General features: G+C 60.7%; 13 protein-coding genes. 9 read left to right on the forward strand and 4 right to left on the reverse strand.

Translation table 11 applies throughout. From position 1 onward, the window contains the following. The first annotated feature begins 112 nt into the window (after positions 1 to 112). From ACTJLA_RS07390 to ACTJLA_RS07405, 4 genes are read left to right on the forward strand one after another with little or no spacing between them, the layout of a single operon-like run. Positions 113 to 1,987: a putative bifunctional diguanylate cyclase/phosphodiesterase gene (locus tag ACTJLA_RS07390; protein WP_314548177.1), complete on the forward strand. Its 1,875-nt coding sequence runs from the start codon at positions 113 to 115 to the stop codon at positions 1,985 to 1,987. Between the two features lie 34 nt (positions 1,988 to 2,021). Beyond that, a complete protein-coding gene (locus ACTJLA_RS07395) occupies positions 2,022 to 2,987 on the forward strand; it encodes a cytochrome-c peroxidase (RefSeq protein WP_054917580.1) in 966 nt (321 codons plus the stop codon). Further along, complete coding sequence (locus ACTJLA_RS07400) at positions 2,984 to 4,801, forward strand: DAHL domain-containing protein (protein ID WP_034126442.1); 1,818 nt, start codon at positions 2,984 to 2,986, stop codon at positions 4,799 to 4,801. The genes ACTJLA_RS07395 and ACTJLA_RS07400 overlap by 4 nt, the downstream gene beginning before the upstream one ends. Continuing rightward, entirely contained in the window at positions 4,798 to 6,177 is a 1,380-nt protein-coding gene (locus tag ACTJLA_RS07405; protein WP_089041310.1) for an ATP-binding protein, read from the forward strand. Before ACTJLA_RS07400 ends, ACTJLA_RS07405 begins: the two co-directional genes overlap by 4 nt. A gap of 20 nt (positions 6,178 to 6,197) precedes the next feature. On the opposite strand, the gene ACTJLA_RS07410 is transcribed toward ACTJLA_RS07405, so the two are convergent. Together ACTJLA_RS07410 and ACTJLA_RS07415 are read right to left on the reverse strand one after the other, a co-directional pair. Continuing rightward, on the reverse strand, positions 6,198 to 6,470 hold the full coding sequence (locus tag ACTJLA_RS07410; RefSeq protein WP_034126440.1) for a type B 50S ribosomal protein L31: 273 nt from the start codon (positions 6,468 to 6,470) through the stop codon (positions 6,198 to 6,200). A 161-nt stretch (positions 6,471 to 6,631) separates the two neighbouring features. After that, positions 6,632 to 7,510: a hypothetical protein gene (locus ACTJLA_RS07415; RefSeq protein ID WP_089041311.1), complete on the reverse strand. Its 879-nt coding sequence runs from the start codon at positions 7,508 to 7,510 to the stop codon at positions 6,632 to 6,634. 256 nt (positions 7,511 to 7,766) lie between these two features. On the opposite strand from ACTJLA_RS07415, the gene ACTJLA_RS07420 reads away from it, so the two are divergent. The 4 genes from ACTJLA_RS07420 to ACTJLA_RS07435 all read left to right on the forward strand — a co-directional run bounded on the left by ACTJLA_RS07420 (position 7,767) and on the right by ACTJLA_RS07435 (position 11,297). Next, positions 7,767 to 9,386 carry an FMN-binding glutamate synthase family protein gene (locus ACTJLA_RS07420; protein WP_054897693.1) on the forward strand — a complete coding sequence of 540 codons (1,620 nt, stop codon included), beginning with the start codon at positions 7,767 to 7,769 and terminating at the stop codon, positions 9,384 to 9,386. A 12-nt stretch (positions 9,387 to 9,398) separates the two neighbouring features. Further along, positions 9,399 to 9,683, forward strand: a complete 285-nt coding sequence (locus ACTJLA_RS07425) for a putative quinol monooxygenase (RefSeq protein ID WP_054917577.1) — start codon at positions 9,399 to 9,401, stop codon at positions 9,681 to 9,683. Positions 9,684 to 9,744: 61 nt separating this feature from the next. Then, positions 9,745 to 10,041 (forward strand): cupin domain-containing protein, encoded by a 297-nt coding sequence (locus ACTJLA_RS07430; RefSeq protein WP_057976091.1) that lies wholly within the window; start codon positions 9,745 to 9,747, stop codon positions 10,039 to 10,041. 125 nt (positions 10,042 to 10,166) lie between these two features. Then, positions 10,167 to 11,297, forward strand: coding sequence for an OpgC domain-containing protein (locus tag ACTJLA_RS07435; protein WP_314548186.1), 1,131 nt, complete (start codon positions 10,167 to 10,169; stop codon positions 11,295 to 11,297). Between the two features lie 65 nt (positions 11,298 to 11,362). On the opposite strand, the gene ACTJLA_RS07440 is transcribed toward ACTJLA_RS07435, so the two are convergent. After that, positions 11,363 to 12,781, reverse strand: a complete 1,419-nt coding sequence (locus ACTJLA_RS07440) for an amino acid permease (protein WP_054897689.1) — start codon at positions 12,779 to 12,781, stop codon at positions 11,363 to 11,365. Between the two features lie 376 nt (positions 12,782 to 13,157). Then, the gene (locus tag ACTJLA_RS07445) at positions 13,158 to 17,738 is read right to left on the reverse strand and encodes a hypothetical protein (protein WP_314548189.1); all 4,581 of its coding nucleotides are present in this window, start codon (positions 17,736 to 17,738) and stop codon (positions 13,158 to 13,160) included. A gap of 183 nt (positions 17,739 to 17,921) precedes the next feature. Here ACTJLA_RS07445 and ACTJLA_RS07450 point away from each other — a divergent pair, with 183 nt between their 5' ends. Continuing rightward, positions 17,922 to 21,020 (forward strand): transglycosylase domain-containing protein, encoded by a 3,099-nt coding sequence (locus ACTJLA_RS07450; protein WP_314548191.1) that lies wholly within the window; start codon positions 17,922 to 17,924, stop codon positions 21,018 to 21,020. Positions 21,021 to 21,238: the final 218 nt, after the last annotated feature.

A 21,238-nucleotide genomic window follows, 5' to 3' on the forward strand; every position in this document is an offset into this window, starting at 1 on the left:
CGATATCAAGGGAACTCAACTATGCTGCACTGCATGCTCGCGCCCCGTTCAGTTGTAGAACCAGGGAAGGAATTGTCATGCCATCAAGCCTTTTGCACGTGCCGAGTGCGCCATGAGGACGGAATCGGGCCGGGCCAACCGGCGCATCCTGATCGTGGATGACACGGCTTCGATCCACCAGGATTTTCGCAAGATCCTCTGTGCCGACGAGCATGGCGAGCCCTCCCTCGACACCCTGGAGTCCACCCTGTTCGGCACCACCGCACCGGTGCGCCAGGCGTTTGACCTGGACTCGGCCTACCAGGGCCAGGAAGCCTTGGCGCTGGTCAAGAAAGCCCTGGACGCCCACTCGCCGTACGCCATGGTGTTTATCGACATGCGCATGCCCCCAGGCTGGGACGGCCTGCACACCATCGAACAGTTGTGGGAGGCGGACCCCAACCTGCAAATCGCGCTCTGCACGGCCTATTCCGACTACTCCTTCGAGGCCATCGAGGCGCGCCTGAAATACAACGACCAACTGCTGATCCTGAAAAAGCCCTTCGACCACCTGGAAATCCGCCAGATGGCCAGCGCCCTGACCTGGAAATGGCAACTGGCCCAAGACGCGGCCCTCAAGGTGATCAGCCTGGAGCGCACCATCGAGGAACGCGTGCAGGAGCTGCTCAAGGTCTCGCATTTATTGCAATACGACGCCCTGACGGAGTTGCCCAACAGCACGTTGCTGGGCGACCGCCTGACCCAGGCGATCGCCTTGGCCCGCAGGCACGACACGCAACTGGCGGTGATGTTTCTGGGGCTCGACCGCTTCAAGCGCATCAACAACGCCCTGGGCTATCCGGCCGGCGACGAGGTGCTTGCGCAGGTCAGCCTGAGCCTGGTGGCGGCGGTGCGGGCGTCGGATTCGGTGTTTCGTTATGGCTCCGACGAGTTTGTGGTGCTGCTTAACGATATCCTGCATCCCCAGCAAACCCAGCACATTGCGCAAAAGGTACTCAATGCTGTCAGCGCGACTCGCCATGTCGCGGGGCATGACCTGAGTGTGAGCGCCAGCCTGGGCATCAGTATTTACCCCGATGACAGCGACAATGCCGTGGGTTTGCTCAAGCACGCTGAAACCGCGATGCGCACCAGCAAAGAACGCGGCCCGGGGGATTTCAGCTTTTACACCGAAGACATGAACCTGCGCGCCCAGCACCAGCAAAACCTGGAAAGCGCGATCCGCCAGGCGCTGAACCGCGATGAGTTTGTGCTGCATTACCAACCCAAGCTGGCGCTGGAGACCGGGCGCATCGTCGGTGCGGAAGCGCTGACCCGCTGGTTTCGACCGCAGTCGGGTTGGGTCAGCCCGGCGGAGTTCATTCCGGTCGCCGAAGACAGCGGCCTGATCGTGCGCCTGACTCAGTGGGTCCTGCGCCAAGCCTGCACACAAGCCCAAGCCTGGCGTGAGATGGGCCTGGCGCCCCTGCGCATGTCGGTGAACATCTCGGCGATCGACTTTCGCCAACGGGACTTCGTCGACAACCTGGCCGCCATCCTGAAAGAAACAGGCCTGCCGCCCACCCAACTGGAACTGGAAATCACCGAAAGCGTGCTGATGCAGAACGTCGACGAAACCGTGGAGACCCTGCAAAAGATCAAGGCCATGGGCATCCGCCTGGCCCTGGACGATTTCGGCACCGGCTACTCCAGCCTCAGCTACCTGCGGCGCTTTCCCATCGACGTGCTGAAGATCGATCAATCCTTCGTGCGCGGCCTGCGCATCAATAGCCAGGACGAACAACTGATCAGCGCTATCATCGGCATGGGCAAGAGCCTGGAGCTGAACATCATTGCCGAAGGTGTGGAAACCGTCGACCAATTGAACTTCCTCAAAGCCCAGCGGTGTGAGGAGGGCCAGGGCTTTCTGTTCAGCAAGGCGCTGCCTTCGAAAGATTTTGTGCAGTTGCTGCAAACGGATAGCGCGACACTGATGCCGGATCAATAAAATAAATAGCCCTGGGCCTGCAAGGAGTGCTCGCTTGAGCAATGTCGTAAACCACCGTTCCGGCCTGATGTTCGCGTTATGCCTGGGCACCGCATCGCTGTCAGCCGCGCCGCTGGACGAAGCGCTCAAGCCCTTGCCGGCGGTTCCAGTACTGGACCCGGCCAAGGTTGAGTTGGGTCGCCAACTGTTCAACGAGCCGCGTTTGTCGGTCAACAACACCTTGTCCTGCGCGAGCTGTCACCAACTGACCAGCGGCGGTGCCGACAACAAGCCATTCTCCATTGGCTTTGACGGCAAACCGGTGCAGATCAACACCCCTTCCGTGTTCAACGCCAGCCTGAACTTCAAACAGTTCTGGAACGGTCGGGTGGACACGCTGCAGGCCCAGGTCGAGCAGGTGGTGATCAGCCCGGTGGAAATGGGCAGCGACTGGAATAGCGTGGTGCGCAACCTGTCCGCCCTGCCCGCCTACCAGAACGCGTTCAAACAGGCCTATCCCGATGGCGTCACCGCTTCCAATGTGCAAAACGCCCTGGCCACCTACGAGCGTACGCTGCTGACACCCAATTCGCGGTTTGACCAATACTTGCTGGGCAACACCGATATCCTGACCCGCCAGGAAAAATACGGCTACCAACGCTTCAAGGATTACGGCTGCATTGCCTGTCACCAGGGCGTGAACATTGGCGGCAATATGTTCCAGAAATTCGGCGTGATGGGCGATTACTTCAAGGCCCGCGGCAACCCGCTGGAATCGGACCTGGGACGCTACCTGCTGACCCAGGATGAGGAAGACCGCCATGTGTTCAAGGTGCCCAGCCTGCGCAATGTGGCCGTCACGGCGCCGTACTTCCACGACGCCTCGGCCAAGACCCTTGAAGAGGCGGTTGACGTGATGTTCAAGTACCAGTTGGGGCGCAACCCGTCCCAGGAAGACAAGGACCTGATTATCCAATTTCTCAAGACCCTGACCGGCGAATGGGCGGGCAAGCCGTTATGAGACCCTTGTCACGCCGACGCACCAGCCAAATCCTGCTAGGCCTCATCACCCTGTTCCTGGCCTCCACCCTGGTGTTTTTGTACCTCAAGTCTTCACGCGACCAGACAGCCACTTATACCCAGTCGCGCGACTTGATCCGCCAACTCCAGCAGCTCAATGCTCAGTGGGACAGCGAAGTACTCAAGGCCCGCATCGCGATCACCCACAACTACGACCCACTGGTCACACCGCTGACCGAGATGACCCGTATCGGGGCTGAACTGGAAAGCCGCGACACCTACCACAGCGCTGCCGACCTGCCCGGTTGGCAAGCCAGCCATGCGGCGTATCTGACGGCCATCGAGGAAAAAGCCCGGCTCGTCGACCAGTTCAAATCCCACAACGCAGTGCTGCGTAACTCATTGGCTTTTTTGCCGACGGCCGAAGACGACATCCAGGCCCAATTCAACAGCATGACCGACGAAGGCCGCCTGCAACTGCAAAGCGTGGCCACCGACACTTACGACCTGCTGCTCAGCAGCCTGGAGTTCGCCCAAGTCACCAGCGACGAACGTGCCGCCGATATCCTGGTGGGCCTGGGCAAGCTGGCCATCAACCAACAGAGCCTGCCCAGCGAGTTCCAGGCACCGGTGGAGATCCTCAGCAATCATATTTCGCTGATCCTGCGCGAACAGCCATTGGTCAACAGCCTGCTCGAGCGGATTGCCGCCGTGCCGGTGGCCGAACACCTCGATGACCTGACCACTCACCTCAATCAGGACCAGCAGGCTACGGACCTCATCGATCATCAGTACCATCGCTACCTGCTGATCTTCTCGACCTTGCTGGTGGTGCTGCTGCTTTACCTGGCGGTGCGCCTGTTGCGCAGTTTCGCCGAGATCAACCGCGTCAACCGCGCGTTGCAGGCCGCCAACGAAACCCTGGAACAACGGGTGGAGCGGCGCACGCAACAGCTCAAGGATGCCCAGAGCGAGCTGATGAACAGCGCCCGCCAGGCCGGCATGGCGGAGATCGCCACCAACGTGCTGCACAACGTCGGTAACGTGCTCAACAGTGTGAACATCTCTGCCGACCTGGTCAGCCGCAAGCTGCGCAGCAGCAAGGCACTCGGCCTGGGCAAGGCCATGCAACTGATCAACGCTCACCAAGGCGACCTGGGCACCTTCCTTACCGAGGATGAAAAGGGCAAGTTGCTGCCGGGCTATCTGAACCAGTTGGTCGAAGCGATTGCCATCGAACAGCAAGGCATGAGCGATGAGCTGGCGCAGTTGAGCAAAAGCGTGGACCACATCAAGGACATCGTCTCAACCCAGCAATCCTATGCGGGTGCGTCTACCTTGCTGGAGCCGGTCAATATCAGCGCCTTGATGGACGACGCCCTGCGCATGAACGCCGGCGCGCTGAGCCGTCACCATGTCACTGTTGTGAAGGCGTACGCCCCGGTGCCGGAGATCTTGGCGGACAAGCACAGGTTATTGCTGATCATGGTCAACCTGATCAGCAACGCCAAATACGCCATGGACAAACTGTCTGAGCGGCCACGGCAAATCACCCTGGCGGTGGAATCGGTAGGCGACGAGACCCTGAAGATCAGTGTGAAGGACGATGGCGAAGGCATACCGCCCGAGAACATGGCACGCATCTTCACCCACGGTTTTACCACCCGCAAGGAGGGCCACGGTTTCGGCCTGCACAGCTGCGCCCTGGCCGCCGTGGAAATGAACGGCCAGCTCAGCGCCCACAGCGACGGGCCGGGCCTTGGCGCCGTCTTCACCTTGACCATCCCCATGACACTTGCCGGAAGCAGCTCATGAACCAACCTCCCAACCGGCGCATCCTGCTGATCGATGACACACCGTCCATCCATGAGGATTTTCGCAAGATCCTGATGCCCGACGAAGCCTCAACCGAAGCGCTGGATGAAATGGAGTCGGCGTTGTTCGGCGACACCGCCAAACCTCAAGCCCAGGCATTCGAACTGCACGGCGCGTATGGCGGCGAGGAAGGCCTGGGCTTGCTGACCAGCGCCATGGCGCAACAGCGCCCCTATGCCTTGGCCTTCGTTGACATGCGCATGCCCCAGGGTTGGGACGGCGCCAAGACCATTGAAGAACTGTGGAAAGTCGCCCCCGACCTGCAAGTGGTGGTGTGCACCGCCTACTCGGACTATTCCTGGGATGACCTGTTGTTTCGCCTGCACGCCCACGACCGCCTGCTGATCCTGAAAAAGCCGTTCGACAACATAGAAGTCCAGCAAATGGCCAACACCCTGGCCAACAAATGGGACATGGCGCGCCGCGCCTCCTTGCAAACCTCGCAGCTGGAGCGGTTGGTGGAAGAGCGCACCCAAGCGCTGCAACTGGAAATTGAAGAGCGCAAGCACCTGGAAAGCCAACTGGTGCAGTCGGAAAAACTCGCCTCGCTGGGGCAACTCGCGGCCGGCGTCGCCCATGAGATCAACAACCCCGTGGGCTTTATTTCCTCCAACCTCAGCACCCTCGACAGTTACTTCAAGCAGCTGCAACAGATGCTCGATGCCTACCAGCGCAGCGAAGCGCACATCGGGGCGCCAGAACATCGCGAACCGCTCATGGCATTGCGCAACGAGCTGGACCTGGATTTTCTCAAGGACGACATTCCGATCCTGATCCGCGAATCCAAGGACGGCATCGGCCGTGTGGTGCAGATCGTCAAGGACCTGAAGAACTTCTCACGGGTGGATAACGACCAGACCTGGCAATTCGCCAACCTGCAGCAAGGCATTGATTCGACGCTGAACATCGTCGCCAGCGAACTCAAGTACAAGGCCGATGTGGTCAAGCACTACACGCCGCTGCCAGAAATCGAGTGCCTGGCTTCGCAACTCAACCAGGTGGTGATGAATCTGGTGATCAACGCCGCACAAGCCATGGGCCCTGAGCGCGGCACCATCACCATCAGCAACGGGGTGGACGGCGAGAACGTGTGGCTGGAAGTCGCAGACAACGGCTGTGGGATTGCCCCCGACACCGTGCAGAAGATTTTCGACCCGTTCTTCACCACCAAGCCTGTGGGCGAAGGTACCGGGCTGGGTTTGTCGTTGTCTTACGGGATCGTCAAGAAACACCGTGGCGATATCAGCGTCAGCAGTGAGGTGGGCAAGGGTACGAAGTTTCGGGTAGTGCTGCCGATTCGGCAGACGGCGGCGTAGGGCACGCCGCCGAATCATGCTCATGCGTCAGCTTTTTTCGGGCTCGACCCAAACGATGCAAAACGCTTGTTGAACCCGGCAATCCGGCCTTCGGCCTGGGTCTTGCGCTGCTGGCCGGTGTAGACCGGGTGCGAGGCGCTGGAGACGTCCAGCGGGATGTAGGGATAGGTGTTGCCGTCACTGTGTTTCTGGGTGCGATCGCTGTCAGCAGTGGAACCGATGAGAAAGAACACATCGGCGGCGGTGTCGTGGAACAGCACGGTGCGGTAGTCGGGGTGGATACCAGCTTTCATGAGGCCTCCGGGGCGTCTGGGTGCGGTTGATTTGTTATACAGTAACACAACACCGAACATCCAAACGAGAACCTCTTGCAATAAAGGTAGAGCGCGAGGAGCTATGGGGCCTTCTGGAAATCCGTTTCCTGGGGCGTCCAACCATTAAAAACCAAACTGGCTTAACTGCTGATCTTATCCAGTGCTGACTGGGCCTCATTCGGCTTGGCTTCGTTGTTCTTCACGGCATTGATATACCCTTTAACGACGCCGACAAGATTTCCTCTCGTAGCGCTGGCGAGCGCTTCATCGAAACCATCAGCCCGAGTTTTGTCAAAACCCGCCTTCGCCCCTTTGATAGCTCCGATCACTCCCGGTTCCGAATCGCCAATACCTAGAAGAATGTTGCTGAGTCCAGGGATAAACCGGGTTCTCTTTCCAGCCTCGCCGGCAGCCCATTGCACGTTATCTTTGTTGGTGCCGTCCTTCCTGACATGGGTGTCGCTGGTACTATCCAGACGGTGATGCTCACGCAAGGCTAAATAACCCTGCTCCGTAAAGTCTTTCCACACGCCTGCAGGTGTACCGTGCCGAGCGTCGCCGCTATGGGTAATGCCTTCAAGGTCGCCATTGCCGTGGGCCTTGCCTCGGTGTTCTCCGTCAGCCGATAAGGACGTATCGATATAGTTGAGCACCCGCGCAGCGTTGAAGGCTGCATCAGCCCGTGCGTCCGGGTCTTTGTTGTTGCTCGTCCAATCCCCAAGAAGTTTGTAAGCCAATGAGCGATTGATATCTTTTTGATGACCCAGTTTTTTGAGGATCGGATTATCGTTGATGATTTGTTCGGCGGTGCGGTTATCACCCGGTGGGCGGCCTGTGGCGATCTCCGGCTTTCGGCTCACATCCTGCTCAGGTTTTTCGATGCCTTCAATGCGTTTGTGTTCTTGGGCGACTTGCTCCCGTAGCGGGCCGGTTAACTGGCTTTTATTCCAATCGTGGCTGGAGGGGGCAGAATTCCAGACATTGGAAAAAACATTCGCTACCGCTATCGATGTCGTCATAGGTAAGTCACTCGTTTTGGTCGTTATAAACTCCCTCTTGATAAAGTGTCCTTACTTCACAGCGCCCGGTCACAACCAGACACTCAATGAATGGTGACGGGGCAGCAATACGTTCCTGATCAAGCTGATAGTTTTTTTGTCGGTACAAATACGCAGAGGCTCAAATAGCTGACTGGACGATCAATCCTTGTCCGTGCTTTGTCGACAGGTGCAGAATGGTTAATCGACCTGAAGAGTCCGAACCCAAGGAAACCGTATGAGCCTGTCCTTGTTAAGCCGCTACGCCTTCTTTGCTGTGTGCGTCATTTTCACCCTCGCCAGCCTCCCCTTTATCGAACATGAATGGCTGTGGCCGATCACGCTGGTAACCGGCGTACTCAGCCTGATCGGCATTGTCGACCTGCTGCAAAGCCCCCATGCGGTGCGTCGCAACTATCCGATCCTGGGCAATATCCGTTACCTGGTAGAAACCATCCGCCCGGAAATCCGCCAGTACCTGCTGGAGTCTGACAGCGACGCCCTGCCCTTCTCCCGCGCCCAGCGCTCGCTGGTGTATTCGCGCGCCAAGAACGAAACGGCAGACAAACCCTTCGGCACCCTGATTGACGTGTACCAGTCAGGCTTCGAATTTATCGGCCACTCCATGCGCCCTGCGCCACTGAGCGACCCCAGCAGTTTTCGCGTGATGGTCGGCGGCCCACAGTGCACACAGCCGTACTCGGCGTCGGTGTTCAATATCTCGGCGATGAGTTTCGGCTCATTGAGCGCCAACGCGATCCGGGCACTCAACCACGGCGCCAAGCTCGGCAACTTTGCCCACGACACCGGCGAAGGCAGCATCAGCCCCTACCATCGCGAAAACGGCGGCGACCTCACCTGGGAACTGGGCAGCGGTTACTTCGGCTGCCGCACCAGCGACGGCCGTTTCGACCCCGAACGCTTCGCTGTGCAGGCCCAGAACCCGCAAGTGCGCATGATCGAAATCAAGATGAGCCAAGGCGCCAAGCCCGGCCATGGCGGGATTTTGCCCAAGCACAAGGTCACCCAGGAAATCGCCGACACCCGCGGCATCATGATGGGTGAAGACTGCATCTCGCCGTCGCGTCACAGCGCGTTTTCCACGCCGATCGAGCTGATGCAGTTCATCGCTCAGTTGCGCGAACTGTCCGGCGGCAAACCTGTGGGCTTCAAGTTCTGCCTGGGCCATCCGTGGGAATTCATGGGCATCGCCAAGGCCATGCTCGAAACCGGCATCCTTCCGGACTTTATCGTGGTGGACGGCAAGGAAGGCGGTACCGGTGCCGCGCCGGTGGAATTCACCGACCATATCGGCGTGCCGCTGCGCGAAGGCCTGCTGTTCGTGCATAACACCCTGGTGGGCCTGAACCTGCGCGACAAGATCAAGCTCGGCGCCAGCGGCAAGATCGTCAGCGCCTTCGACATCGCCAGCGTCCTGGCCATCGGCGCCGACTGGGCCAACTCGGCGCGTGGTTTCATGTTCGCCATTGGCTGCATTCAGTCGCAGTCATGCCACACCAACAAATGCCCGACTGGCGTCGCCACCCAAGACCCGCTGCGCCAACGCGCGCTGGTGGTGCCGGACAAGGCCCAGCGCGTGTTCAACTTCCACCGCAACACGCTGCACGCTTTGGCAGAAATGCTCGCCGCCGCCGGGCTCGATCACCCGTCGCAGTTGTCGGCCAAGCACTTGGTACGACGCATGTCGGCGACCGAGATCAAACTGTTTTCGCAGTTGCATGTATTCCTGAAGCCTGGGGAATTGCTCACAGGGGAAGTGAACGGCGAGTTTTATTCGCGGATGTGGCAGATGGCGCGGGCGGACAGTTTTGAGCCGCATGAAATTGCTGCAGCCTAAAGGACACCTAGCATGTTGAAAGTCATCGCCGAAGACTTTATCAAGCCCGAACACCTGGAAACCGTGCGCCCCTGGTACGCTGAACTGGTGGAAAAAACCCGCCAGGAACCGCTGTGCATCGCCTACGATTTGTTCATCGATCAAAAAGACCCTGGGCACTTCATTTTTATCGAGCAATGGCCAGATCAAGCGGCGCTGGATGCGCACTGCCAGACCGAGCACTTCACCCGGTTGGTGCCCCAGATCAATGAGCATCAAGCCAAGCCGTGCCGGGTCTTGTTGATGGACACTTTCTGACAAGACCCACCGCCTGCTGAACCGGACCACCGACGGCATCGTTGAAAACAAGGAGATTCACATGCCGTTACTGGACTTCGCCGCAATCGCCGCGCAACTGCCCGACAGTTGGACATCCACACGCCTGGGCCAGGTTGGCCCGGCGCGGATCAAAGTACTGCGCATGGATGAACAGACGTACGAGGAAGAAACCCACGACTACAACGAAGGGTTGTTGGTGATCAGTGGGTACTTGCACCTGCGCATCGGTGATCAAGCCATCAGGGTGGACGCCGGCCAGATGTACCTGGTGGAAGCCGGCACTGCCCACGGTGTGCTCGCCGGCAGCCAGGGCACCCTGGTGATCATTGATCTCTAGAGACATTCAGTAATACCCAGCCTTTGCAATTGCTTACAAATACCGCCAACCTCCGCCCGCCCGACGTGCGGCGACGCCCGCGCTCACCTATCGTCATTAAACAACTTGTTCAAGAGCCCGCTGCCATGCTGAACGGACGCGACCCGCGCATCGACTTTTTTCGGGGCCTGGCGTTGATCTTCATTTTCTGGGATCACGTGCCTCACAACCCCCTCGCCAACATCACCGTGCAGAACTTCGGGTTCAGTGACGCCGCGGAAATCTTCGTGTTCCTGGCCGGCTACGCAGCCGTGCTGGCCTACGGCAAGATTCTGCAGCGCGAGGGCTATCTCTTCGCCTGCCTGAAAATCCTGCGTCGGGTGTGGACACTCTACGTGGCGCATATTTTCCTGTTGGCGCTGTTGATGGGCATCGTGATTTTCGCCAACAGCCATATCGAGACTCGCGACCTGGTGCAGGAAATGGGCCTGGGGTATTTTCTCAGCGATACCCAACAGGCCTTGATGGATGAGTTGCTGCTGCGCTTCAAGCCCAACCTCACCGACCCGTTGCCGTTGTACATCGTGCTGATCCTGAGCCTGCCGCTCACCCTGCCACTGCTGGTGTATGTGCCCAACGTGATGGTGGCGATCTCGGTGGCGGTGTACCTGCTGGCGCCCTGGCAGGGCTGGAATTTGCCCGCGAGCAACGGCGGAGTGTGGTACTTCAACCCCATCACCTGGCAATGCTTGTTCATCCTCGGCGGCGCAGCCGCGTTGCGCTCACCCAGCCGCGCCGAAGCGCGGCCGGTGCTGCGCCAACCCTTGTTCGTGGCCGCTGCGCTCTACGTGTTGGTGACCTGTGTGATCACCTTGTCTTGGCGCTGGCCCGAGGTGCATGACGCCTGGATGCCACGCGTAATTGGCGAATGGCTGTACCCCATCAGCAAGACCGATCTGTCCCCGGTGCGCCTGCTGCACTTCCTGGCATTGGCCTACGTCACCGCCAAATTGCTCCCCGACGTCGGCTGGACGCAGCAGTGGCTGGCCCTGCAATTGGCGAGGATGGGGCGTTACTCCCTGGAAGTGTTTTGCCTGGGCGTGGTGCTGGCGCCACTGGCCGACATGCTCAATGCCATGGCCGGCGACAGCCTGGCGATCAAGTTATCCACGGCCTTGGCGGGCGCTGTGTTGATGGGCTTATTGGCGGCATGGCTGGACCTGAACAAGCGCCTGGACCAACGCTACGCCAGCCGCGCCGTCGTCGCGACTACATAGTTAGCGACGCCGCCGGACACCAGGATGGCAACTGAACCACCGCTTTCGCAGGCAAGCCCGCACATTTAAACGGAGCGGGTCGCGCTGCTATTGGCGACGGCGGGCTGCAACTTGAATACGTAGTACAACACGGTCAACAGCACCAGGAACGCAGGCCCGACATACAGCGCCACACGGGTCTCCGGGAAGTACGCCATCAGGCCCACCACCAGCACCAGGAATGCCAGCGCCAGGTAGGAGCTGACCGGGTACAGCCACATGCGGTACTTGAGGCCGGCTTGCTCCGCCGGGCTCAGGCCTTTGCGGAATTTGAGCTGGGCCAGCAGGATCATCAGCCAGGTCCAGATCGCGCCGAAGGTGGCGATGGACGTCACCCATACGAACACCTGGTCCGGCACCAGGTAGTTGAGCAGTACGCCCAATAACAAGGCAAAGATCGACAACAGCAAGGCCTTGCGTGGCACGCCGTTACTGGAGGTGGTGCCGAACGTCGCCGGCGCCTGGCCGTTCTGCGCCAGGCTGTAGAGCATACGCCCGGTGCTGAAGATGCCGCCGTTGCAGGACGACAGCGCGGCGGTGATCACCACGAAGTTGATAATACCCGCGGCAGTCTTGATGCCCAGACGCTCGAAGGTCATCACGAACGGGCTGCCCTGGGTGCCGATTTCATTCCACGGGTAGATCGACAGGATCACGAACAGCGCGCCCACGTAGAACAGCAGGATGCGCCAGAACACCGAGCCGATGGCGCTGGGAATGGTCTTCTGCGGGTTACGCGCTTCACCGGCGGTAAGGCCGATCATCTCGACGCCCAGGTAGGCGAACATCACCATTTGCAGGGACATCAACACGCCCTGCACACCATTGGGCATGAAGCCGCCATGGGTCCACAGGTTGGAAATGCCCAACGCCACGCCGTCATTGCCGAAACCGAAGGCGATGATACCGACGCCGCCGATCACCATTGCAATGATGGTGACGATCTTGATCAGCGCGAACCAGAACTCGAACTCACCGAACGCCTTGACCGCGATCAGGTTGATGGTGCCCATGCTGATCAGCGCCGCCAGTGCCCAGATCCAGCGTGGCGTATCGGGGAACCAGACCCCCATGTACACCGCCACCGCGGTAATTTCTGCGACGCAGGTCACCAGCCACAGGAACCAGTAGTTCCACCCGGTGAGAAAGCCTGCCAATGGACCGAGGTAATCCTGCGCATAGCGGCTGAACGAACCGGCCACCGGGTTGTGCACGGCCATCTCTCCGAGGGCGCGCATGATTACCAGGATCGCCAGGCCGCCAATGATGTAGGAGAGCATGATCGCCGGGCCGGCCATTTCGATGGCCTTGGCCGATCCCAGGAACAGCCCCACACCGATACACGCGCCGAGCGCCATCAGGCGGATATGCCGTTCGCCGAGTTCGCGTTTGAGCGGGCCGCCTTGAGCGGTCTCGCCAGGGGGCAGTGGTTTGCCGACAGGCATAGGAATACAACCTCATTTTGTTATTGGATTTAGCCACCGAGCCTGGGCGTATCCGCGGATGGGCTGATACACCGGCTGGACCGGACTCGCCTCATGGGCAAATCCGCCTGGTGCGACTCACGCGCACAGGTCAGCGGGCGTGCAGTATAAAAAGCTAACGTCAGGTCTTTTCACTCAATAAACAGGGAAATTTGGCGATAAGCCCCGAGAAAAACCGCTTGGACGGTGCAAGCACCAAGCGTCTAGATCGGCCTTCCCGGCGCGAAACGGCGCAGAGTATTGCATAACCGGTCAGGATCGGGACACCTGGGGGCAAGCACATGATGGCGCGGTTCTGCACCCCGAGGCCGTTCAAATGTGGGAGCCGGCGTGCCGTTCAGTCCACACTGAAAAACAAACGTCTGGCCAGCAGCCGGGAAATGCTCGCACGGTCGATGTCCAGGGTTTGCTGCACGCGCCCGGTCTGGCCGCTGCGCATTCGGGCGAACGCCTGGGCTTCAGCTTCGGCCTGGGCCTGGCGCCCCAGTCGCTGCTGCTCGGGGCTTTTGATGTGGGCGGCGGTGTAGTGATCGTCCGGGCCCAGGCGGGTTCCATAGTGAAAGTGCGCGTAACACAGCGGCTGCGCCGTTTGCGCATCCTGCACAACATAGACTTGCAGAAAATCCACGGTTTTACCCTTGAGGCGTACGCGGGCACCTTGTCGCTGGATGCGCACCTCATTGAGCGCGTGCAGGAAATCGACATCTTCGGCCCGCGTCAGCTTGAGTTTGCTGGCCCGGACACGCGCCTCGACACCCGCCGCCTCCAGGCGCGTCGCCGCGGCCCGCAAGTCGCTGGCCCGCACCCTGGCGTTGGCCTGCTGGGTGGCGGCCAGCCGTGAAACGTCCAGGCTGCGTAATTTTCTGTCGATATCCGCCGCCACCATGCGCCGACTGTTGGCTTGCGCCGCCAACAGGGCTTGCAGGGATTCGGGCTCACACCTGTCCGACATGCCTTGCACCTTCGCAATCGCGTTGTCGACGCCTGCCAACAGCCGCAGGCCCTTGTTCACCAGCGCACCCAGTTGCGGGTTGGCCGTACGGGGTTTGGCCGGCGGTTCCACCGCTTCCCATACGCCGTCGTCGGCCTCGGTGAAGGTGGCGATCACACTGCCCTTGTCGTCCACCAGCTCTGCGGTGCCGGTCGGGCCTTTGACCCGGGCCACATACACATCGCGGTTGCGCGTGCGGATGATCTTTTTTTGCCGCGAGCCTGCTGCCTCTGCCTTGACCGACACCACGCCGGGGGCGGTGTCCAGCAGGTCAGCCAGTTGCTCCTCAACCTGACGGTGCAGGCCAGACAGCAACGTCTGGAGTTTTTGCAGATTGGCCAAGTCAAAGGTGTCCGGCGCCATGGCGCGCCAGAACTGAATGTGGTCGTCGGTGAGCGCATAGATGCGCCCCAGGCTTTTGAGCACTTCTACACGTTCTTCCCGCGCGATGGAAAGATGCTCCAGGTCCGCCAGGGAGCGGCTGGCCCAGCGGGCACGATTGATCACCTGGTTCAAGCTGTCAAAAAACTCCGCCTCCAGCGGTGGGCCTTCGATATCAATGGTGATGCCCCACAGTGTGGTCACTTGCAACGCTTGCAAATCCAGGACCGAAGGCCGTGCAGCCAAGTCATTTTGCAGCTCGCGGGCCTTGTTGCGCCCAAGCCGCGGCACTGCCCTGAGTTGGTCAATATAGGTTTTTTCCAGCGTGCGCCAGCGAATCGCCGCCTCCTCGGCTGCCACTTGCTCACGCATGTTGCGGTCCAGGTCAGCATGGGCCTGGCGATTAAGATCGGAGCCGGCTTCGTCCTCACTCTCATCTTGCAGGACATCGAGCAGAGGGCGGATGCGCGCATTGATCTGCAGCATCTGCTCACGCGTGTCGGCATCCAGTAATTGCAGGCCCAGAATCAGTGATTCCAGCACTTCACAAAGTTCTTCTTCATACCGAGGCCGTGGTTTGATCGCACGCAAACGCATCAGCAATTGCAGCTCTTGTTGCGAGGACGTCACCTTATTCTGCATTTCCTTGCGGTAGCGTTCCTCAAGTTGCGCCAACTGTGCCTCGGTAACCTTGCCCTTTGATTCGCGCGCCAGCTTACGCGCCACGATCATGGCTGCACCGGCCCTGTCACGTGCGCGCCCAGCATCACGATATTGCTGTTCAAGGCTCGGCTCGGACACTTCAAGTGCCTGCAGTTCGGCTTCGAGCGCGGAATCGGCATTGCCCCCTGGCAAGTGCAATCGCGCATCAAAATCCCAATACCCGTCACCCAAGGATTTCAACCAGGGACCTTTCTCGCGGCCATCGGCGCTGACGACCCGCACCGCATTGGCCTCGTCCACCACCCGATACAAGTGCCCGCGTACCAAGGCATGCCATTGCGGTGGTGAAAAGGAAGTGTCATAGACCAAACCCTGGCGCGGGCCGCTTTGCTCGGCGTTGCTCCATTCTCCGGAGAAAACCCTGAGGCTCAGGCGGCGTGCCCGAGCATTCTGCGCGGTGGTCAGGTCTTTACGCGCATTACTCCAACGGATCGGGGTGTGGAACATTGCAGGCACGGGGACACGAACAGGCGCCGACGCGGCGGGCTCGGCGTGCGCCAACGGCGCAAAGACGGGGTGCTCCAGTTGCAGCGCCTGATGGGGGGCGTGGGGCGTGGCCTGGTGCGCAAGAATTGCCATCAGGTTGCTCAGTACATCCGTAACGGCTTTGTTCCTGGCCTGTTCATCGTCGCTGGCCAGGTCCTGAATATCCTGCTGCAGGCTGTCGACCAATTGCACCAGCCATCCGCCCAATTGCAACGGCCCGCTGGTCAACGGCAGGACACTGGCAAACAACAGCCAACCTACCTCTTTCATATGGGCCCAGCGTTGTTCGGCGTTCGATACCGATTGCCGGTCAGCCAGGGCAACCAGAGCCTTTGCCGTGCCGTTGAACACCAGGGTGCAGGGGCCTTGCGTGCCCAACTGCTTGTGCAGTTGCGCCGCCGGCGGTTTGTCATACACGCCGAACTCATCGCCAGGCAAAAAGCGACGGATATGCGGTTCATTGAAGCCGCCGTTGGCGTAGACCGCCTGGCGTGCCGGAGCGATCCAGGTCAACACGCTGTCCTGTAATGGGCCTGGCGCCTTGATGGCCTCGAACAACGCGTGGATCGACGCGTACTCCTGCAACATCGGTTCGAGCAATGGCCGGTACAGCAGATGCACGCCCGCCTGCCCGGCCCTTGGGCCAATGATGAAGTGCGCGGTCACCTCATCGGCGTCAGCAGCCGCCGAAGCCTTGAACGCCAGCGGCCACAGCGCCATTGCCTGGTCCTGTACCGTACGATCGGCCAGGCGCGATTGCAGCGCAGCCTGCACGCGCCTGAAGCCATCCAGCGTCAGGCCGTGCTCGTCCTTGATCTTCAGTTCCAACGCCAGCATCGGCAACTGCACGCGTAATTGGCGCTTGAACAACTGCAAGCGCCGAGCGTTTTCGGTTGGATCATCCAACAGCTTTCTTTTCAACAAAGCCGGGTAAGCCTGGCCGACGTCAGCCGTTTGCACACACCCGCTCAGCAGGTCGTAAGTCAACCAACCGGGCGCCGGGGCGTCGTTCAACGTGATGCTGGTGACGGTGTGAGGGAACCCGGCCAGGTTTTCCAGCGCCAGTTCGGTCAGGCTTACGGTGATCAGGTCGACTTCGCCCGCTATGAAACCTCCCGGCACCGGCACTGCGGCGGCAATCACCCGTTTAAAGGTCAGCCGGACATCGGCAGGCAGCACTTTGCGCGCCGCAGGTTGAGCGTGCAGGCACGTTTTGAGCGCGTCATCGGCAAACTGACGGATTGAGTCGATACCGTCGAGAAACTGTTTACCGCCATTTTGCTCACGGGCCAGCACCAGTGCCTGGAGCAGGCGCGCGTAGGCGATGCTGTCTTGCTCGTCGGCGTGGGCCAGCCACAGCGGCATGGCGCTGCGCAGCGCTTGCTGACGTGCGCCCAGGCTGGCGACGAACCAGCGTCGCGGATCGGTGATGTAGTCGAGCAACGCCTGATGCTGCCCCGGTGCAAGTGCCAGGTTGCGGTCGATCCGGTCGATGTCGCGCAGTTGACGTGCCAGGTAGCTCGCGGCCAGGGCGTCGAACGGATCGCTGTCAACGTCCTCGGCAAACCATTGCTCTACGCGCGCGCCCTCAGCAAAAGCCGGCAACCAAGCAGCGATTTCGTCCTCGTCGCGCAGCGGGTGCAGGCCACTGGCCGGGCTGAACAGCATGCGCTGTTGCCCGTGAATAAGGACCAGCACCGGCAGCATCTCGACGGGCGGCCCCGCCAGGTAAACCGCCTGCACCCGCAATGCATCGCCGTGGGCGCTCCACTCGTTATCCGGGCGAATCGGATGCAGCAGGGTTTTGGGGAACAGTGTGGCGAATTGCTCCTCGCTGTATCCCGGCGGCTTGGGTGAGTCATACAGCAGTGTCAGCAGGTCATCCGACAGGTAGCCCCAGCGCGTCATGTTCACCGGCAGCTCTTCAGACCACCAGGCTTGCAGGCGTTTCACATAGGTCCTCCACAGCAGCGCGCCGCAACGGTTGATCAGCCGTTCCAGTTCAACCAGGCTCGGGCCACCTTCCACAAACACCTCGCGCACCCGTTGGGCGACCACGTGATAGTCCGCCACCAGCAACACCGGGCCGGCGAGGGCCAGGCGTTGCAGCAGCCACTCGGACAAGGCCTGGTAAACGAGGCTACCGTCAGTGTCGGCGGGCGCAGCGATATAAATCAGACCGGCCTGCCATTTGTGTTCAGCAAAATGCTGGTCAAGGTAGGCCTGGGCGCTTTCTTGCGCTACCGCCAGCAATGACGGCGGCTCGCGAAACAACGTTTCGATTTGCTCGCTCGTGATGAGGTGCTGTGAGTCGGCTGGAGGGGTGGAAGCGGTCATGTTGATACTCTGAGGGCAGTTAAAATCAAACGCTAACCGCCGCCGAGCGACCCGCTGGCCTAGACAATTAACGCCTGCCATGACGCGCTGTGTGCTGCCCCGTCGACAAACTTCATGGGCAAGGCAATTCGCGTCTACGCTTCAGACAAGTCCGATCAATCTGTAGGAATGGATCAGTCGACTATGGGCGCACTGTGGCAAACCGACTCGCACCAGGCTGAAGCCGACAGCCCGTCACCCGCCCCATTGCCGAAAAAATTCAGACCGCCCCGGCCATGGCGCCGGCTGTTCTGGCTGATCCTCCTGCTGGTGCTGCTCGCCCTGGGTTTTGCCGCGTTGCGCGAGATGCACGGCGCTCGCTGGCAAGCTCGCACCTTCAGCCAATGGGCCGCGCAGTTGACCTACCGCGTCGAACCCGGATCCAGCGATGCGATCCTGTACCCCGGCGCCGGGCCCTTCGATCAGCGCCTGGGCTACAGCGCCCTGGGCGACTTCCTGCCGCGCCTGCTCAAGCGTAATTACGTGATCGAGTCCCAGGCACGCTTCTCCGCGGCGCTGATGAACTACAGCCGTCACGGCCTGTTTATTCCCTACGCAGAAAAAATCCAGGCCGGGCTGAGCATCACCGATTGCCGCGCCGCGCCGCTGTATCAATTCAATTACCCGACGCAGTTGTATGAGCAGTTCAGCGACGTGCCACCGTTGATGGTGCGCAGCCTGCTGTTTATCGAAAACCGCGAGTTGCTCGACCCGCAGCCGGCCCAGGCCAACCCGGCGGTGGACTGGCCGCGCTTTGCCAAGGCCGCGTGGTCACAGGTTGCGCGCCAGTTGCACCTGCCGGGGCAAACGGCGGGCGGCAGCACCCTGGCCACGCAGTTGGAAAAGTACCGCCATTCGCCGGACGGCCTGACCCTGTCGGGCAGCGAAAAACTGCGCCAGATGCTCTCGGCCAGTGTGCGCGCCTATCAGCACGGCCCCGACACCCTCCTCGCTCGGCAGAACGTGGTGCGCGACTACCTCAACAGCGTGCCGCTTTCGGCAGTGCCCGGCCACGGCGAAGTGCACGGCATGGCCGAAGGCCTGCGGGTGTGGTATGGCGCCGACTTCAACCAGGTCAACCGGGCCCTGGCCGACACCACGAACACCGCGCCCAGCCTGGCGGCCCGCGGCCTGGCGTTGCGCCAAGTGCTGTCGCTGATGATCGCCCAGCGCCGCCCGTCCCATTACCTGACCAAGGGCCGCGATGAGCTGGCGCAGTTGACCGACAGTCACCTGCGACTGCTGGCGCAACAGGGCGTGATCGAGCCGGGATTACTGAAGGCAGCGCTGGCCAGCCAGGTCACCTACCGCGACTGGCAGCAACAACCGACCACCCAGAAGATCGAGGCCAACAAAGGCATCAGCGTGGCCCGCAGCCGCCTGGCCGCGCTGCTCGATCGCCCGCTGTACGACCTCGACCGCCTGGACCTGTCCGCCACCAGCACCTTGCAAGGCCGACTGCAGGAGCAGATCACCGCGTACCTCAAGCAACTGGCCGACCCGGTCTATGCCAAAGAGATCGGGCTGCTGGGCGAGCGCTTGCTCACCCCCGCCAGCACGCCGCAGGTGCGCTACAGCTTTACCTTGTTCGAGCGCACCGCCGACAGCGCGCGCGTGCGGGTGCAAACCGACAACACCGACCAGCCGTTCGACATCAACGAGGGCAGCAAGCTTGAATTGGGTTCTACCGCCAAGTTGCGCGTGCTGACCACCTACCTGCAAATCATCGCCGAGCTACATGAGCGCTACGGCGCATTGACGCCAGCAGCGTTGAAAAAAGTCGAGGTCGCCGAGCAGGACCGCCTCAGCCGTTGGGCCGTGGACTACCTGCTGCAAAATCCCGGTAAATCCTTGGCAGACATGCTCGAAGCGGCCTTGGACCGCACCTATTCGGCCAGCCCCGGCGAAAGCTTTTTCACCGGTGGCGGCCTGCACCGCTTCCATAACTTTCGCAACCAGGACAACGGCCGCAACCCGAGCCTGCGCGATGCCCTGCGCGAGTCGATCAACCTGCCGTTCATCCGCCTGATGCGCGACCTGGTGCGCTACGTCACCTACAGCAGCGCCAACAACAGCGCGCAGTTGCTCAAGGACGACAGCGAGCCACGCCGCCAGGAATACCTGGCGCAATTCGCCGACCGCGAAGGCACCGCTTTTTTGCTCAAGTTCTGGAAGAAGTACCAGAAAAAAGACACCCAGGCGCGCCTGGAAACCTTCCTCGACAGTCTGCATCCCACGCCGATCCGCCTGGCGGCCGTGCACCGATACCTGCTGCCCGACGCCAGCCGCGAGAGTTTCAACAGCTTCCTGCGTGCGCGCCTGGCGGGAACCAAAGGCCAGCAGACGCTGAACGACAAACGCCTCGACACGCTGTACGACAGCTACGGCCCAGGCGCCTATGACTTGCCTGACCAAGGCTATATCGCCAAGGTGCACCCGCTGGACCTGTGGCTGATGGGCTACCTGCTCAACCATCCGGACGCGACGTTCAGCGAGATCGTCAAAGCCAGTCAGTTCGAACGCCAGGAGGTTTACAGCTGGTTATTCAAAAGCCGCCATCAGAGCGCCCGCGACGGGCGTATCCGCACCATGCTGGAGATCGAAGCGTTTCTGGATATTCATCAGCGCTGGAAAGCCGTGGGTTATCCGTTTGACCATCTGGTGCCATCGTTGGCGACCGCCATCGGCAGCTCCGGCGACCGCCCGGCAGCGCTGGCCGAGTTGATGGGCATCATCCTCAATGACGGCGTACGCATTCCGGTGCTGCGCATTGACAGCCTGCACTTTGCTGCCGGCACGCCCTATGACACCCGCCTGATCAATGCCCCCGACCGCGCCCGCCGAGTGATGCCTTCCGAGGTGGCGACGGCCCTGCGCGGCGCGCTCTCCCAGGTGGTCGATGCCGGCACCGCCAAACGCGTCGCCGGCAGTTTCAAACACGCCGACGGCACACCGTTGGCCATGGGCGGCAAGACCGGCACTGGCGATAACCGTATCGAAGCCATCGGTGCCGGCGGGCGCATTCTCAGCTCCAAAGCGATCAACCGCACCGCCACCTTTGTGTTTTATATCGGCGAGCGCCACTTCGGCACGCTCACCGCCTTCGTGCCCGGCAGTTCGGCGCAGGGTTTCACCTTCACCTCGGCGCTGCCGGTGCAGGTGCTCAAAGGCATGGCGCCCCTATTGATGCCATACCTGCAAGGCGACGAGCAGAACGCCTGCGTGAGCAGCACCGGTAAATAAGCGTGCAGCGCAAACTGCGATGCAATGGTTATGTATTGGCCTTTCATGGGCATGGGTATCTACACAACTTTTGTAGCCACTGCCGACGCTAACCACGATGCGAAGCGAGCCGCTCTTGCTCTTGCTCTGCTTTTGATCTTGATCTTAGGCGCCCCGTCAAACCACGCTGGCCGGAATTCGACAGGGATTTGGGGGGTAAACCGGCAGGGATGCCGGTT

The sequence above is a fragment of the Pseudomonas sp. 22072 genome (assembly GCF_052046095.1).
Lineage (GTDB): Bacteria > Pseudomonadota > Gammaproteobacteria > Pseudomonadales > Pseudomonadaceae > Aquipseudomonas > Aquipseudomonas paracarnis.

Coding starts and splice junctions, on each gene's coding strand:
- ACTJLA_RS07435 (WP_314548186.1), top strand. CDS start 10,167: ATGCTGAACGGACGCGACCCGCGCATCGACTTTTTTCGGGGCCTGGCG.
- ACTJLA_RS07410 (WP_034126440.1), bottom strand. CDS start 6,470: ATGAAAGCTGGTATCCACCCCGACTACCGCACCGTGCTGTTCCACGAC.
- ACTJLA_RS07430 (WP_057976091.1), top strand. CDS start 9,745: ATGCCGTTACTGGACTTCGCCGCAATCGCCGCGCAACTGCCCGACAGT.
- ACTJLA_RS07425 (WP_054917577.1), top strand. CDS start 9,399: ATGTTGAAAGTCATCGCCGAAGACTTTATCAAGCCCGAACACCTGGAA.
- ACTJLA_RS07450 (WP_314548191.1), top strand. CDS start 17,922: ATGGGCGCACTGTGGCAAACCGACTCGCACCAGGCTGAAGCCGACAGC.
- ACTJLA_RS07415 (WP_089041311.1), bottom strand. CDS start 7,510: ATGACGACATCGATAGCGGTAGCGAATGTTTTTTCCAATGTCTGGAAT.
- ACTJLA_RS07400 (WP_034126442.1), top strand. CDS start 2,984: ATGAGACCCTTGTCACGCCGACGCACCAGCCAAATCCTGCTAGGCCTC.
- ACTJLA_RS07440 (WP_054897689.1), bottom strand. CDS start 12,781: ATGCCTGTCGGCAAACCACTGCCCCCTGGCGAGACCGCTCAAGGCGGC.
- ACTJLA_RS07420 (WP_054897693.1), top strand. CDS start 7,767: ATGAGCCTGTCCTTGTTAAGCCGCTACGCCTTCTTTGCTGTGTGCGTC.
- ACTJLA_RS07405 (WP_089041310.1), top strand. CDS start 4,798: ATGAACCAACCTCCCAACCGGCGCATCCTGCTGATCGATGACACACCG.
- ACTJLA_RS07390 (WP_314548177.1), top strand. CDS start 113: ATGAGGACGGAATCGGGCCGGGCCAACCGGCGCATCCTGATCGTGGAT.
- ACTJLA_RS07445 (WP_314548189.1), bottom strand. CDS start 17,738: ATGACCGCTTCCACCCCTCCAGCCGACTCACAGCACCTCATCACGAGC.